A 14,585-nucleotide genomic window follows, 5' to 3' on the forward strand; every position below is an offset into this window, starting at 1 on the left:
TTCGAACTTCTGTGCGCGATCGTCTGTGATCCACATCGCATGCTCGAAACGTTCAACACAGTCTACTGTCGGAGCGTCGAGAATGAGCAATCTGCTCAGTTTCAAAACTGACTATTGAGCATTCCGGTCAACCACGTTGGAATGGCTTCACCGTCGATCATCAACGTGAGCGACGTCAGGTTCGACATATTCCGTCGGAGACCCACTGGGCGATCCCGCTCACCAGCGGCGGGTGCTGTGAGCTCACCGGCTCAGCGCACCCGCCGCGAATACGGATCCATACGCACACGTCGAACGCACACTTCGGGAGGACAACCGTGACCATCAATACAGAATCAGACGTCAGCACGGGCACAGGTGCCAGTGCGGGCGAGGACCTGGACGCCTCACCATTCTCAGGCGACGCCTCACCCTTCGGGGCCGCGACATCTCAAGCCTCGACGTTCGAGACCTTCGATGAGATCCACGATCGGATTCTGTGGCTGTCGACCTCGATCATCCACCATGCCAATCGCGTCCGTCCCAACCGCAGCGGACTCAAGGTCGGCGGGCACCAGGCCTCATGTGCCTCGATCGCCTCCATCATAACCGCTCTGTGGTTCCACGAACTGCGGGCCGAAGACCGTGTGAGCATCAAACCGCATGCCAGCCCCGTCTGGCACGCCATCAATTACCTCTTCGGTGAACTCGACGAGGCGGACATGAACTCCCTGCGGGCCTTCGGCGGTCTGCAGAGCTACCCGAGTCGCACCAAGGACCCGGTGCCGGCCGACTACTCCACCGGTTCCGTCGGCATCGGCGCCACGGCACCCATCTGGGGCTCGATCGCCAGACGCTATGTCGACTCGACCCTCAAGCCCATCGGCCTCGGGCGACAGTACTCCCTGGTCGGGGATGCGGAACTCGACGAAGGCGCCGTGTGGGAAGCCGTCATCGATCCCGACGTCAAACACCTCGGCGAAATCGTCTGGATCGTCGACCTCAACCGACAGTCACTAGATCGTGTGATTCCCGACATCGCCGCCGGACGCATCGAAGCGATGTTCGACGCCGCCGGGTGGCAGGTGATCACCGTGAAGTTCGGACGTCTGCTCGAAAGCCTCTTCGCCCGCCCCGGCGGGCCTGAGCTCAGACAGCGGATACTGACGATGTCGAACCCCGAATACCAGCGCCTGCTGCGCTGCTCCGCCGCCGATCTGCGGGAGCGACTGCCCGGAGACGGGGAGGACGCACAGATCCTGCGGGATCTGGTGGGCGGCCTCGATGACGCAACGCTGACGGATGCGATCAGGAACCTCGGCGGGCATGACATTCCGGCCCTCCTCGACGCCTTCGCGCGGATCGACGATTCGAAGCCGACAGCGGTCATCGCGTACACGATCAAGGGGTTCGGACTGCCGAGCTCGGGGCATCCGCAGAACCACTCTGCGCTGATCAGCGACGAGGAGTATGCGGCTCTGGCTCGGCGCAGCAACCAGGATACGCAGGCACCGTGGGCCCGGTTCGACCAGGATTCTGCCGCCGGGCGGATCATCGACGCGAGCGCGAAGCGGCTGGCACGTCCGGAGTTCCCTCCGGCCGCCGAGACCGAGCTGCCGCGTGACCTCGAGCGGGCGCACAAGGGCACCTCGTCATCGCAGGCGGCGCTGGGGCGCGTGCTCATGGACCTGAGCAGGCAGTCACCCAAGACGGCCCGCCGGGTGGTGACGGTCAGTCCCGATGTGTCGTCGACGACCAACCTCGGCGGGTGGGTCAACAAGGTCGGCGTGTGGAGTTCCGAGGCCGACCGCAACTGGTTCGCCGACGATGCCGAGACGATCCTGCAGTGGAACGAATCGACCAGCGGTCAGCACATGGAACTGGGCATCGCCGAGACGAACCTGGTCGGACTGCTCGGGGAGCTTGGCGCGACGTGGAGCAGGTGGGGTCAGCCGCTCTTCCCGATCGGCGTGATGTACGACCCCTTCGTCAATCGTGCCCTCGAACCGTGGATGTTCGGCATGTACGCCGGCGGGCAGTCGATCCTCGTGGGCACCCCCTCGGGCGTCACGCTCGCACCGGAAGGCGGGGCACATCAGTCGATCACGACCCCCTCGACCGGCATGGAAATACCGGGACTGGTGACCTACGAGCCCGCGTTCGCACAGGATGTCGAGTGGACTCTGCTCCACTCGCTCACCCGTTTGGGCAGGCTCGATGGCGAGTCGGCCTACCTGCGTCTGTCGACCCGAGCAGTCGACCAGTCGTTGGCCGAGGTTCCGACCGACCCGGTTGCCCGTCGCCGTCGTCGGGAACAGGTCATCGCCGGTGGATTCAGGCTGCGGGCGACGAAGCGTCCGCGAGTTCAGCTTGTGGGCATGGGCGCAATGATGACGGAGGTCCTGGCCGCCGCGGAACGCCTCGAGGCTATGGACGTGGACGCCGATGTCGTGTGCGTGACCAGCCCCGGTCTGCTCTACCGAGCGCTGCGGGCTGCCCAGGGGAATCGCTCGTCTGCCGCAGCAGGCGCTGGTGTCTCGGCGGCACCCCCTGCCGGCCCAGGGTCCGCGTGGATTCTCGACCAGGTCTTCCCCTCTGACCGCGCAGCGCCGATGGTCACCGTCCTCGATGGACACCCGCACACCCTGTCGTTCCTCGCCACGATCAACAAGGTCGACCATGTCGCGCTCGGCGTGAGCAGCTTCGGGCAGTCCGGCGACATCGACGACGTCTATCGCTATCACGGGATCGACATCGACTCGATCGTGCACGCCGCCCTCGACGTGATACGCGACTGAGGTCTCGCGACAGTGACAGCGACAGCAACCGTGACAGCAACCGTGACAGCGACTGCATCAGTCTCCAGATGCCACGATCGCCTGCACCGCGGCGCGCACCCGATCGCGGGCGGGGGCGGCGCCGAGCAGGTGATGATGAATGGTCCAGCCTTCGATGAGGGAGTCGATGGCTTCGGCCGCCGCGGGGGAGAAGTGCCTGCTCAGCGACTCGGCGCTGTTGTCCATCCAGGTTCGAGCCAGAGCCGCAGACGCAGGCGAGTGCCGGCTGTAGCTGTAGAGCTCGAAGATGCCCGCCATCTCACGTGGGGAGGAGAAATCCTCGCCGCAGATGATCTCGACGATCGCCTCGTGCGCCTCCTCAATGGTCTTCGGGGCCTCGAGAAGTTCGTGATAGCGCTCTGACTGTCGGGTCACCAGCAGGGTGAAGGCCTCGGTGATGACCTCGTCGATGCCCGCGAAATGGTAGGTCATCGAACCCAGGGGAACATCGGCACGCTGCGCGACAGCCCGGTGCGATACCCGTGCGACTCCCTGCTCGAGGATGATCTCGAGTGCCGCGGCACTGATCCGATCCCGTCGCCCGGGGTCGTTTCGGGCGCCGCTGCGTGCACTCATCTGAACCCTTCGACTCCTCTGCGTAGCTGGTCGATGGACTGTGTTGTCGGTCACCGGCCCGGGACAACCCGTTCACCAAGAGTGTACATTTGTACACGTCCGAGAAATATGTACATGTGTACGCAGAAGGAGGCGGTGGTGACCTCGACCATGCCGGAACTCAGCCTCAACCGTCGTCGCATCGCCCTGCTCGCTCTGTTCTTCGTACCCGGCATCGCGATGGCCTCGTGGGTGACGCGCACACCCTCGATCCGCGATGCGCTCGGTGTGAGCACCGCCGAAATGGGATTCGTCCTCTTCGGCCTCTCGATCGGGTCCATGCTCGGCATCCTCTCCTCCGGCCCGCTCGTCACCCGTTGGGGCGCACGACCAATCATCTTCACAGGCACACTCGGCGTGGTCCTGAGCATGCCGATCGTCGGTGTGGGGACAGCGCTCGCCCAACCCCTCCTCGTCGCCGCAGGACTCCTCGTCTTCGGCGCCGGAATGGGCACCGGCGAGGTCGCGATGAACGTCGAAGGCGCCGAGTACGAGGCGACATCTGCCCGCACCTTCCTGCCCGCCATGCACGGCTTCTTCAGCCTCGGCACCGTTGTCGCCGCGATCCTCGGAATCGTCGCAACCGCGCTCGCCTTCCCCGTGCCCATCCACCTCACGCTCATCGGGATCATCGCCGCGATCATCCTCGCGCTGTCCATGAAGCACATCCCCCACGGCACCGGACGCGTGACCCCGGGCCGAAATCCGTCGAACGAAGCCGACACCGCCGCCGAGGCGGGCGCTGAGTCCTCCGGTCTCGCCGGGTCCGGGCCGCGTGGATCCACTCGGAAGTCGGCTCCCGTGTGGCGGGACCCCAGACTCCTCATCATCGGCTTCGTCGTCCTCGGCATGGCCCTGGCCGAGGGCACCGCGAACGACTGGCTGCCGCTGCTCATGGTCGATGGACACGGCTTCGACCCGGCACTGGGCTCGAGCGTCTACGCGATCTTCGCGGCCTCGATGACGATCGGCCGACTCCTCGGTGGAAGAATCGTCGCGAGATTCGGCCGGACGAAGGTCCTCTTCACCAGCGGTGTCTTCGGGCTCATCGGCATCGGACTCATCTCCTTCGTCGACAACCAGATCATCGCGGCCACGGCAGTGATCCTCTGGGGGCTGGGGACCTCGCTGGGCTTCCCCGTCGCCCTCTCGACCGCCGGGGATTCGGGTCCGCACCCGGCCAAACGTGTGGCGACCGTGTCGACCATCGGCTATCTCGCCTTCCTTGCCGGACCGCCCGCTCTCGGCATCCTCGGAGAAGAGGTGGGGCTGCGCGGTGCACTGGTCATCCCCATGTCCGTGATCGTCATCGTCATCGCCGTGATCCCGCTCATCCGCTCGTCGAAGACAACGCGGGTCCACACCCCTCGCAGTACTGTGGAGGTATGACCAACCCATCCGCCGCCATGCCAGTGTGGTGCGTGATCGGGCGTGCTCCCGACGCTGACCTCGGCGGAGTGCGAGGCATGGGGTCCAAGATCGCCGTCGTCGACTTCGACGGTGCCCGCACACGGATCGGCAGCCACCACCTCGGCGTGGATGAGCTGCCCGAATTCGTCCGTGAGCGCGAAGCCCAGGGTCGGCCGAGGTGGGTCTTCAGCGACACCCCGAACTGGTACCCGGCCCTGCTGGCCGCCGGTGTGCCCATCGAGCGCTGCTCTGACCTGCGGCTGAACCATGCGATCCTGATGCGCTCGGAGCTCGTGACCGACCGCAGTGCCGTGGCCGAGGCCGATCAGTGGGACGCGGATCCAGTGAGCGCCCCGGCCGCGCCCGAGGCGGAAGCGCTGTTCGAGGTCAGTGAACGACGCAGCCACATCAAGCAGGTCCCGCACGACATCGAGTCCGCGCTCGCCGAATTCGCGCGCCAGTCGACGGCACTCGCGTCCGCATCCGATCCGGGGCGACTGCGCCTGTTGCTCGCCGCGGAATCCGCCGGTGGACTCGTCGCCGCGGAGATGCAGGCGGCCGGGGTGCCCTGGGACGTCGAGGAACACGATCGGATTCTCGCCGAGGAGCTCGGTCCCCGGCCGGCTTGGGACGCGAAGCCTGCCAAGATGCTCGCCGTCGCCGACCAGGTCCGGGCCGCTCTCGATGACCCGCGAGCCAATCTCGACTCCCACGTCAAGCTCCTCCACTCCCTGCATGCGGCCGGAATCAACGTAGCCTCGACCTCGAAATGGGAGCTGGCCGAGAGCGATCACCCGGCGATCGAACCACTGCTGGAGTACAAGAAGCAGTCACGTCTGCTTGCGGCCAACGGCTGGCATTGGCTCGACGAATGGGTCAGCGAGGGCCGCTATCGTCCCGTCTACGTCCCCGGGGGAGTCGTCACCGGCCGGTGGGCGGCCAGCGGCGGAGGTGCGCTCCAGATTCCGCGCCAACTGCGACCCGCCCTGCGCGCGGATCCCGGCTGGCGGCTGATCTCGGCCGATGTCGCCCAGCTGGAGCCACGGGCGCTCGCCGCCATGTCCGGGGACGCAGCCATGGCCGAAGCCGGCCGAGGTCGTGACCTGTACTCGGGCATCGTCGACGAAGGCATCGTCGCCACAAGACAGGAGGCGAAGATCGCCGTGCTCGGCGCCATGTACGGATCGACGACCGGCGACAGCGGCAGACTCGTTCCCCGCCTGCGCTCGAGTTTCCCCGCCGCAATGGGCCTCGTCGACTCCGCCGCCGAGGTGGGGGCCGCCGGAGGTGTCGTGTCCACCTGGCTGGGCCGGACGTCACCGGTGCCCAGCGAGGGGTGGCGCCGTCTCCAGTCCGCGGCGAACCAGTTCGACGCCACGCCGGCAGACGAGAATCGCGCCCGTCGTGCCGCCGGTGACCAGGGCCGATTCACCCGCAACTTCGTCGTCCAGGGCACCGCCGCCGAATGGGCACTGGCCTGGCTGGCCGACCTGAGACTGCGGTTGTCACAGCTGCCGGCAGTCACCGACGGGAACCCGGGAGCCACCTCGGCGGTCGGAGGTGATGGGGGAACCACCTCGGCGGGGGAGCCGGTGGCAAACGTGGCCACAGCTTCGGGACCGGTGTTCTCACAACGGGCCCACCTCGTGTTCTTCCTCCACGATGAGGTCATCGTGCACGCGCCGGCCCAGCACGCCGAAGCCGCGGCGGCCGCGATCAGGGAAGCGGCAGCCTCGGCGGGACGGCTCCTGTTCGGCGACGCCCCGGTCGACTTCCCGCTCGACCTCACGATCTCCGAGCGGGCGGCGAAGGGGTAGTGGTCGATCCGGGGGCGGTGCGTGTCGCAGACATCACGTGCCGGCCCGGAATATGCGACGGATAAGAAGTGCTGCATGTAAGGTGTCGGCGGCCCCGCAACGGAGTCGCCACAGCACTCGGAGTCGTCACAGCACAGAGGAGTTTTCATGACTTTCACCGTCAAAGCACTGCAGAAGACCGGCCCCGACCAGCCCTTCCAGGTCGCGAACATCGAACGCCGCGACCCCCGGCCCGATGACGTGGTCATCGACATCAAGGCCGCCGGAATCTGCCACAGCGACATCCACACCATCCGCAACGAATGGGGCGAAGCGCACTTCCCCCTGACCGTCGGCCACGAGATCGCCGGCGTCGTCGAAGCAGTCGGCGCTGAAGTCACCGACTGGAAGGTCGGCGACCGCGTGGGCGTGGGCTGCATGGTCAACTCGTGCGGCGAGTGTGAGGAATGCCGCGCCGGACAGGAGCAGAACTGCCTCAACGGCCAGGTCGGGACCTACAACTCCACCGACGTCGATGACACCATCACCCAGGGCGGCTACGCCGAGAAGGTCGTCGTCAACGAGCGCTTCGTCCTACAGATTCCCGATGCCCTCGACTTCGACGTCGCAGCCCCGCTGCTGTGCGCCGGGATCACCACCTACGCACCGCTCAACCGGTGGGGCGCAGGCGAGACCAAGGACGGCGCCCCCAAGAAGGTCGCCGTTCTGGGACTCGGCGGACTCGGCCACATGGGCGTCCAGATCGCCGTCGCCATGGGAGCCGACGTCACAGTTCTCTCCCGCACCCTGAACAAGGAGAAGGCGGCGCTCGAGCTCGGTGCGAAGCAGATGCTCGCGACGACAGAGGATGACTTCTTCAGCAAGCACCGCGGAGAGTTCGACCTCATCCTCAACACGATCAGCGCCGACATTCCCGTCGACAAATACCTGAGCCTGCTCAAGGCCCGTGGGGTCATGACCGTCGTCGGTATGCCTCCGGAGAAGCAGCAGCTGTCCTTCGCCTCCGTCATCGGCGGTGCCAAGGTGCTTGCCGGATCGATGATCGGCGGCATCGCCGAGACCCAGGAGATGCTCGACTTCTGCGCCGAGCACGACATCGCGGCAAAGATCGAGACGGTGAGCATCGACGAGGCGGACGCGACCTACGATCGCGTCGTGGCAGGTGACGTGTACTTCCGTGCCGTCATCGACACCTCGACATTCGACGGCGCCGAGGTGGCCTGAGCCTCTCAGAGCACTGTGGCAGCGACCGCGATGAGCGCGAACGCGGCGACGATGACCACCACGCGGACGTAATGCAGCCTGTCCCAGCGCTGGTACTGTTCCCGCCAATCGGTGGGATGATCCTCTGCGGTCCACGTCAGTGAGCGGTTGTTGATGGGCACCAGCAGCAGAACCGACATGAGCACGCTGATGGCCAGCAGCCCTGTGGCTATGAGCGCCAAGGTAGCGGTGGGCATGCCCCACGAGACTGCCGTGAGGGCGAGGGTGAGGACGAGCGAGCCGATGTACCAGAAGGGCATCGCTCGTCCCATCATCCTCCCGCCGTCCGCTCGTGCAGCCAGCGAGGCCGCGACCGGCAGGCGGTGCGTGATCGGATTGATGACGAAGGCGACCGCGAACTCGACTCCGACCATGAGGCCGACGACTGTCGTGGTGATGACGGCGAGAACGGGTGTCATGGGAGATCCTCTCTCCTAGCGTTGCTAGAATGTCTAGCAGTGCTAGAGTAAGTCCTGTCACGGCGAAGCACAAGAGGGGACTATGGCAGATCAGGCGAACCGACTCACGCGCACCGAAGAGCGGCGCCTGAGTATCCTCGCGTCCGCTCGTGAGCGCGCCGACAGCCACGGGTGGGCGTCGGTGACCACCCGTCATCTCGCCGAGGCCATCGGATACTCCCAACCGGTGCTCTACGGCCACTTTCCCGGCGGCAAGTCGGAGATCATGCTGACTATCGCGCTCGACGGCTTCGTCGACCTCAGGGATCGGTGCCGAGCGGCTGTCGCCGGCAAGGCGGGGGAGCAGGCAATCGCGCCCGTGGCGCACTCCTACCTCGAGTTCGCCGATGAGCACCCTGCAGTCTATGAGGCGATGTTCCGGCAGTCGATCGATGCACGCTTTGCCGAAGAGGGCAATGAGACGGAGCTGCGTGAATCCTTCGACGCTCTGGCCGACGTCATCGGCGACCCCATCAGCACCGAGGTGTTCTGGGGTGCCCTGCACGGCATCGTCCTGCTCGAACGTGCCGGGCGAATGCGCCTCAAGGATCGCGACCGGCGAATCGAGGCGCTCAGCACCCGATTCGCAGCACAGGCGAGCTGAGTCGACATCCGGTTCTGACCGAGCGCCAAGGATGCGACGGTAATATTCTGACAATGACGGGTCAGCAGCAGCGGATGGGCAATGCTCCCCTGGCGCTGTTGATTTTCTACACGCTGTTCATCGCGTTCGTCACTCTCACGCCGCAGCAGCTCGACACCAGTCCCGAGGGCCCCATCGGGCGCCTGCTCGAATTCTTCGCCACTCATCGCGCAACCGAGTGGCTGACCTATGAGCGCGTCGAGAGGCTGGCCAACGTCGCCATGTTCGTCCCGTTCGGATTCCTGCTCGCGCTGCACCTCGGACGTCGCCGCTGGTGGCTCGGCGGGGTGATCGGTGCGGCCTTCAGCGGCGTCATCGAGGTATTCCAAGGCACCGTGCTCTCACAGACGAGGTTCGCGACTGTCAGCGACCTGATCACCAACACGATCGGGGCCGGAATCGGGGCCGTCCTGGCACTGATCCTGATGCTGCTGCTGCCGCCCGAGGAGAGGGAGTCCGTCGACCGCGTCGTGAGGTAGCGGTCGTTTAGGCTGACTGTCCGTGGGCACTTCGGTGAAACCCTCGATGGGCACTTCGGTGAAACCCTCGGCGCTCAGCCGGCCCTCGGGTCGAGGGCTGCGATGCACAGATCGAGGGCCTCGCCGAGGTTGGTCTTCTGTGTGTCATCGAGTGTCGAGACCATGAGCGCTGAGATCGTCTCGACCCGCGACACCGCCTGATCGAGGGCGTCCTCACCCTCTGGGGTCAAGGTCGTGGGCAGAGCCCGTCCGGTCGACGCCTTCGTCGGCCTGGTCACCAGACCCCGATCCTGCAGCCCGCGCAGCAGCGTGTTCATCGTCTGCCGAGTCACGAAGGCCCCGCGGGCCAGCTCCGAGTTCGATGCGCCCGGTGCCCGCCGCAGCAGTTCGAGACAGGCGTACTGCGGGGTCGACAGGTCGATCGGCCGCAGGGCCTCGTCCATGCGCGAGCGCAGGGCAGACTGCAGGTGCTTGAGCTGGTAGCCGATCAGCGCGTCGAGCGCCCCCGGTGGGCTCGAAGCTTCCGGCATTGCCGGCGAATTTACCTCTTGACTCATGTAAGTATTCTGACATACATTGATCATGTCAGAACACTGACATGGCAAACAGAGACAAGAGATTGGAATGATCATGACTGTCACAGGACCGGACTTCGTCGCACTGCAGGTTCGAGATCTCGAGAAGGCGGCCGATTTCTACGAAACGCAGATCGGACTCAAGCGGGCGCCGACAGCACCGCCCGGTGCAGTCGTCTTCGCCACCTCACCGATACCCTTCGCCGTCCGTGAGCCGCTGCCGGACGTTGATCTCGACTCGGTCGACCGGCCAGGCACCGGCGTGGCACTGTGGTTCGGCTGCGATGACTCACAGGCACTGCACCACAGTCTCGTCGAGGCAGGGGTCGAGATTCTGCGTGCTCCCGCACCGAGTCCCTTCGGGCTGACCTTCACCTTCGTCGACCCCGACGGCTATGCGGTGACAATCCACGACGCGAGCTGAGCGTTACCTCCCGCGGTCGGCCGAGTCGCGCTCGGAATTGTTGGCCGCGCCGGACTCGGCGGCACTTGTCTCATCTGGACTGATGCCATCGTCGCCGGTGTCATCTGCATCGGTGTCACCTGCGCTGATGTCATCGGCACTGTCGACTGCAGAGAAGCGCGGAATCCAGCAGGAGACTCGCTGGGCGTAGTCATCGAACTCGGTGCCGAAGCGCTCCCTGAGATCGGCCTCCTCGTGCGGACGGATCAGCCAGTTCCACAGCAGTGAGCCGACGATGGCGTAGGCGATGACCATCCAGGAGCCGATGAAGAGCCCGATCGCCGCGCCCTGGGCGATGCCGGCGATCGCCATCGGGTTGCGGACGAAGGCATAGGGACCCCGCTCGACGAGGTGGTGGGCCATCGCGGACGGCAATGGGGTGCCGGAACCGAAGTTCGCGATCGACCGTGCCGACCACACCCCGAGGACGCTTGCGACGGCCAGAAGGGCGAAACCGGCCACGATCACGAGGATCGGGAACTTCACGGACAAGTTCCAGCGCTCCTCGAACGAATTGATGACCGCGGGCAGGGCAACGAGGAACACTCCCCACAGGACCACGAGCTGGATGGTGGTCCTGACCAGGAGCTGAGATCGCACACGCGTGTGTGAGCTGCGGTAGGAGAACGGGCCGATGAGAAGGCTGTCGGACGGGATCCTGCCGAAGAGCACGAGAGTCCCGGCAATGAGGCTGCCCACTGCGGCGGCGAGCATGAGGACGGCGCCCAGGCCCGCCTCGGTGGTGACGGTCGCATAGATGACCATGGAGACCGCGACGAGGGTGGTCCAGGCAGCGGCCGCCCACACAGCCCAGCGAAGATTGAGTGCTGCCAGAGCAGAGCCGACGACGAAGAGCGGAATGCCGATGGCGGAGACGAGCAGCGGGTCGAGGCCGCCGAGCGTGGCATCGCGCAGCCTCTCAACTGTGATGATGCCGAGCCACCAGGCGGCACCGGCAAGGGCCTGGAGGGCGAAGTACATCCGGCCGTGGAAGATTCGCAGCGGCTGGTTCGCTGTGTTGCGCTTGTTGTGCCTGATCCCGGTGACCGGCTTCTTGTCTGTTCGGCTCATGCGAACGCCGTCCCTCGGAAGCACACGGTCGTCGGTCCGCCGACCCAGACCTCATCGTCTTCATGGGAGATCGAGATGACTCCGGCCCGCCCAAGCGCTGTGCCCTGGGTGGCGGTGTACTTCGCGGGGGCGAGTCCGGAGCCGATGAGCCACTGGGCGACCGAAGCGTTGAGACTGCCCGTGACCGGGTCCTCGGCGACGCCGGCGCCGGGGACGAACGCGCGGATCTCGTACTCGTGGTCGGAATCCTCGGGGTGGGGGCCCAGGACGCCGAGCTTGGTGTCGGGAATCTGCGAGAAGTCCGGTTCGAGGTCGAGGACCCGCTGCGCGCTCGCCAGTCTCACCGCGGCCCACCCGGGACCGTTGTCGACCCATTGCTGACCGAGGATCTCATGGCGGTCGACGTGGAGAGCCGCCGCGATCTGCTCGACGAAGCCTTCGTCGAGGTCACCGGTGCGAAACGGCTCGGGGGCGGCGAAGGACAGGGTTCGGCCACCTCGGCGAAGGTGGACGAGTCCGGCACCGCACTCCTGGACCACGGTCCCCTCGCGGCGGGGGATGCCGCCGGCCTCCAGCCAGGCGGCCGCAGAGCCGAGGGTCGGGTGGCCGGCGAAGGGGAGCTCACGGGCGGGAGTGAAGATCCGCAGGCGGTAGTCAGCCTGTGGGTCGCTGGGCGGGAGGACGAAGGTGGTCTCTGACAGGTTCGTCCAATTCGCGATGCGAGCCATCTCCTGATCGCTGAGACCCTCGGCATCGAGGATCACGGCCACAGGGTTGCCACGGTAGGGCTCGCTGGAGAAGACATCGACTTGGGCGAAAGCTCGATTATGTGGCAAGAGGGGGCTCCTTCGTTGAAAGGGCGCTGTTCTGTGAGGGGCGCGCACTTCCCATGGTAAGGGGACGAAGGTCCAGGTCGTGGATCAGGCCCCGCCGCGTCGGGCAGTTGTGGTAAGGAGGCTTGCATGGTTGCGCCGGAGCCCGCCTCCGCGCCATTGATGCCCAGTGCGCCCAGGGCTGACGGGAGAGCTACCGGCTGAGGGCGGCTGCGATCCGGTCGGGAGACAGGGCCGCGTCGATGGCCAGGTGCGCCGCACCCAGAATGGCCGCGTCTTTGGCTGCGCGTGATGGGGCGATCATCAGATGCTCGGTCGACAGCGGGATCGAGCGCGCGTAGACGACCTCGCGGACCCCGGCCACGAGGTGTTCGGCCGCCTGTGCCATGGTCCCGCCGATGAGGATGAGCGAGGGATTCATCAGGCTCACGCATGTGGTGAGGACCTCGCCGAGGTCGCGGCCGGCCTGGCGGACGGCCTGAATCGCCTGCAGGTCGCCGGCCTTGACGAGTGCCACCACGTCGGCCGGAGTCGTTGTCGCCACACCCGATCCCGCCAGGGACCGGGCGATGGCACGTCCCGAGGCGACCGCTTCGAGGCATCCGCGATTGCCGCAGGCGCAGGGAGCATCGGCTGCGCGTGGCAGGGCGACATGGCCGATGTCTCCCGCGGCCCCGTGCGAGCCGCGGCGCAGCGAGCCGCCGGAGATGATGCCGGCGCCGATGCCCGTGGCGACCTTGACGAAGAGGAGATCCGTGGTGTCCGGCCAGGCGAAGTTGCGCTCGCCGAGCGCCATGATGTTGACGTCATTGTCGACGAGAACCGGGGCGGTGAACGTCTGTTTGAGGGCACCGGGCAGATCGAAGCGATCCCAACCGGGCATGATCGGCGGATTGATCGGGCGGCCGGTCGAGAACTCCACGGGCCCGGGAAGCCCGATGCCCACCCCGACCACGTCCGCAGCACTGCGATCGGCCGTCTCGAGCAGGCTCAGCGCCGAAGCTGTCAGCCACTCGATGGCGCTGACGGGGCCGTCGGAGATCTCGCGTTCCTCGCCGAGCTCCGCGAGGACGGTGCCGGTCAGGTCCGTGACGGCGAGCCGAGCGTGTGAGGCGCCGAAGTCTGCGGCGACGACCACCCTGGCCCGGGGATTGAAGGCGAACTGCGAGCTCGGCCGACCGCCGGTCGACGCAGCGTCACTGACGGGGGTGATGAGCCCGAGGCCGAGGAGCTGGTCGATCCTCTGGGCGACGGTGGGGCGGGAGAGGCCGGTCGACTTCGCCAGATCGGCCCGAGTCCGTGGCTGCCCGTCACGCAGCAGCTGGAAGAGCCCGCCGGCATGCGACAGGTCGGGTGCTTGCGAAGCGATCACCTGGCTCATCCGTTCAGTAAAGCACATCAGTAAAGACAGTCACCAAAAGATGACGATTGAGAACCTACTTTTAAAAAAGTCTTGACAAAAGTAGGCAATCTGACATCAGAATGGTTCATGGACACCGTTGCCCAGGCTTTCGCCCCTCCACTCCGTATCGGGATGCTGGGAGGCGGCTTCATGGCCCGTACACACACTCGGGCCGCCCGCGCTGCCGGAGCTCACCTCGATGTGATCGCGAGCTCGAAACCGGCCCGAAGCCGGAGAGCTGCAGCGGAGCTCGGCTACGAAACCTCCACGGCCGGTGACGATTTCTTCGACCGCGATCTCGATGTCGTCCATGTCTGCACCCCGAACACCTCCCACGCCGAACACGCGCTGCGGGCACTCGACGCGGGATTCCAGATCATCTGCGAGAAGCCGTTGGCCACCGATTCCACCGCCGCGCGCTCCATCGTCGACCGTGCAAAATCACTCGGATTGCGTGGAACCGTACCGTTCGTCTACCGCTATCACCCGATGGTCCGCGAGGCCCGCGCCCGCATCCGGCGAGGCGAAGCCGGGGCGCTGCTGACCATCGATGCCAGCTATCTGCAGGATTGGCTGCTGAGTGCCGAGGACGACAACTGGAGAGTCGACGCGGAATCCGGAGGGCCCTCCCGTGCGTTCGCAGACATCGGCTCCCACCTCGTCGACCTCATCGAGTTCATCACCGACGAACGCATCGTGTCCTTGACCGCAACGACGAGAACCGTTCACCCTCGCCGAGG

The 14,585-nt window shown here is 66.0% G+C and carries 14 protein-coding genes; 8 read left to right on the forward strand and 6 right to left on the reverse strand.

The genetic code is table 11. From position 1 onward, the window contains the following. Positions 1 to 377: 377 nt before the first annotated feature. Positions 378 to 2,777: a transketolase-like TK C-terminal-containing protein gene (locus tag L0G76_RS09090; RefSeq protein WP_487247000.1), complete on the forward strand. Its 2,400-nt coding sequence runs from the start codon at positions 378 to 380 to the stop codon at positions 2,775 to 2,777. 57 nt (positions 2,778 to 2,834) lie between these two features. Here the strand turns inward: L0G76_RS09090 and L0G76_RS09095 are convergent, their stop codons facing one another. Further along, the gene (locus tag L0G76_RS09095) at positions 2,835 to 3,392 is read right to left on the reverse strand and encodes a TetR/AcrR family transcriptional regulator (protein ID WP_304356957.1); all 558 of its coding nucleotides are present in this window, start codon (positions 3,390 to 3,392) and stop codon (positions 2,835 to 2,837) included. A 114-nt stretch (positions 3,393 to 3,506) separates the two neighbouring features. Here L0G76_RS09095 and L0G76_RS09100 point away from each other — a divergent pair, with 114 nt between their 5' ends. From L0G76_RS09100 to L0G76_RS09110, 3 genes are all read left to right on the forward strand, one after another. After that, positions 3,507 to 4,820, forward strand: coding sequence for an MFS transporter (locus L0G76_RS09100; protein ID WP_304356958.1), 1,314 nt, complete (start codon positions 3,507 to 3,509; stop codon positions 4,818 to 4,820). Next, a complete protein-coding gene (locus L0G76_RS09105) occupies positions 4,817 to 6,658 on the forward strand; it encodes a bifunctional 3'-5' exonuclease/DNA polymerase (protein ID WP_304356959.1) in 1,842 nt (613 codons plus the stop codon). The genes L0G76_RS09100 and L0G76_RS09105 overlap by 4 nt, the downstream gene beginning before the upstream one ends. Before the next feature lie 147 nt (positions 6,659 to 6,805). After that, a complete protein-coding gene (locus L0G76_RS09110) occupies positions 6,806 to 7,882 on the forward strand; it encodes an NAD(P)-dependent alcohol dehydrogenase (protein WP_304356960.1) in 1,077 nt (358 codons plus the stop codon). 5 nt (positions 7,883 to 7,887) lie between these two features. Here the strand turns inward: L0G76_RS09110 and L0G76_RS09115 are convergent, their stop codons facing one another. Further along, on the reverse strand, positions 7,888 to 8,340 hold the full coding sequence (locus L0G76_RS09115) for a DUF1772 domain-containing protein (protein WP_304356961.1): 453 nt from the start codon (positions 8,338 to 8,340) through the stop codon (positions 7,888 to 7,890). Positions 8,341 to 8,422: 82 nt separating this feature from the next. On the opposite strand from L0G76_RS09115, the gene L0G76_RS09120 reads away from it, so the two are divergent. Then, positions 8,423 to 8,983, forward strand: a complete 561-nt coding sequence (locus L0G76_RS09120) for a TetR/AcrR family transcriptional regulator (RefSeq protein ID WP_304356962.1) — start codon at positions 8,423 to 8,425, stop codon at positions 8,981 to 8,983. Between the two features lie 53 nt (positions 8,984 to 9,036). Further along, complete coding sequence (locus tag L0G76_RS09125; protein WP_304356963.1) at positions 9,037 to 9,501, forward strand: VanZ family protein; 465 nt, start codon at positions 9,037 to 9,039, stop codon at positions 9,499 to 9,501. A 74-nt stretch (positions 9,502 to 9,575) separates the two neighbouring features. Here the strand turns inward: L0G76_RS09125 and L0G76_RS09130 are convergent, their stop codons facing one another. Beyond that, positions 9,576 to 10,058: a MarR family winged helix-turn-helix transcriptional regulator gene (locus L0G76_RS09130; RefSeq protein ID WP_304356964.1), complete on the reverse strand. Its 483-nt coding sequence runs from the start codon at positions 10,056 to 10,058 to the stop codon at positions 9,576 to 9,578. A gap of 73 nt (positions 10,059 to 10,131) precedes the next feature. Between L0G76_RS09130 and L0G76_RS09135 the strand changes: the two genes are divergently transcribed. Next, complete coding sequence (locus L0G76_RS09135; protein ID WP_304356965.1) at positions 10,132 to 10,500, forward strand: VOC family protein; 369 nt, start codon at positions 10,132 to 10,134, stop codon at positions 10,498 to 10,500. A 3-nt stretch (positions 10,501 to 10,503) separates the two neighbouring features. Here the strand turns inward: L0G76_RS09135 and L0G76_RS09140 are convergent, their stop codons facing one another. From L0G76_RS09140 to L0G76_RS09150, 3 genes are all read right to left on the reverse strand, one after another. Further along, positions 10,504 to 11,610 carry a methyltransferase family protein gene (locus L0G76_RS09140; RefSeq protein ID WP_304356966.1) on the reverse strand — a complete coding sequence of 369 codons (1,107 nt, stop codon included), beginning with the start codon at positions 11,608 to 11,610 and terminating at the stop codon, positions 10,504 to 10,506. After that, positions 11,607 to 12,446 carry a PhzF family phenazine biosynthesis protein gene (locus tag L0G76_RS09145; protein ID WP_304356967.1) on the reverse strand — a complete coding sequence of 280 codons (840 nt, stop codon included), beginning with the start codon at positions 12,444 to 12,446 and terminating at the stop codon, positions 11,607 to 11,609. Before L0G76_RS09145 ends, L0G76_RS09140 begins: the two co-directional genes overlap by 4 nt. Before the next feature lie 190 nt (positions 12,447 to 12,636). After that, complete coding sequence (locus tag L0G76_RS09150; protein WP_304356968.1) at positions 12,637 to 13,824, reverse strand: ROK family transcriptional regulator; 1,188 nt, start codon at positions 13,822 to 13,824, stop codon at positions 12,637 to 12,639. Positions 13,825 to 13,995: 171 nt separating this feature from the next. On the opposite strand from L0G76_RS09150, the gene L0G76_RS09155 reads away from it, so the two are divergent. Next, the coding region (locus tag L0G76_RS09155; protein ID WP_304356969.1) for a Gfo/Idh/MocA family protein at positions 13,996 to 14,585 on the forward strand (590 nt) is incomplete at its 3' end.

The organism is Brevibacterium picturae (assembly GCF_030453725.1).
GTDB classification, from domain to species: domain Bacteria; phylum Actinomycetota; class Actinomycetes; order Actinomycetales; family Brevibacteriaceae; genus Brevibacterium; species Brevibacterium sandarakinum_A.